This window comes from Skermanella stibiiresistens SB22 (assembly GCF_000576635.1).
Classification (GTDB): Bacteria; Pseudomonadota; Alphaproteobacteria; order Azospirillales; family Azospirillaceae; genus Skermanella; species Skermanella stibiiresistens.
The window spans coordinates 1-234 of sequence record NZ_AVFL01000164.1 but is presented as its reverse complement, the minus strand read 5'-3'; the positions used below and the strand labels follow the sequence as shown (position 1 = coordinate 234).

The following is a 234-nucleotide window of genomic DNA, read 5'->3' as shown; positions in this document are numbered from 1 at the left end:
TTCTAATGTACATTTCATAAGGATTTTAGCTATCGTATTGAGTTCATTCAGAGCACAGTCAAATGAATGTCTGTCATCCGATATATTTACTTTGTTTCCCGGGATACGTACAATTTCACGAATGCTGATGTTTCCGTCTATATTAATAGCCCACATGCCGTCATAAATTTCGTCATAAGCTAGCGTGGCTATATATCGAGTATTTCCGTCAGTTAGTACTATCGGGTTTTTTAT

At 36.3% G+C, this 234-nt stretch carries 1 protein-coding gene; it reads right to left on the bottom strand.

Annotation, left to right across the window (positions count from 1 at the left end; genetic code table 11):
- On the bottom strand, positions 1 to 234 hold a 234-nt coding region (locus N825_RS38555; RefSeq protein ID WP_425423774.1), incomplete at both ends, for a S24/S26 family peptidase.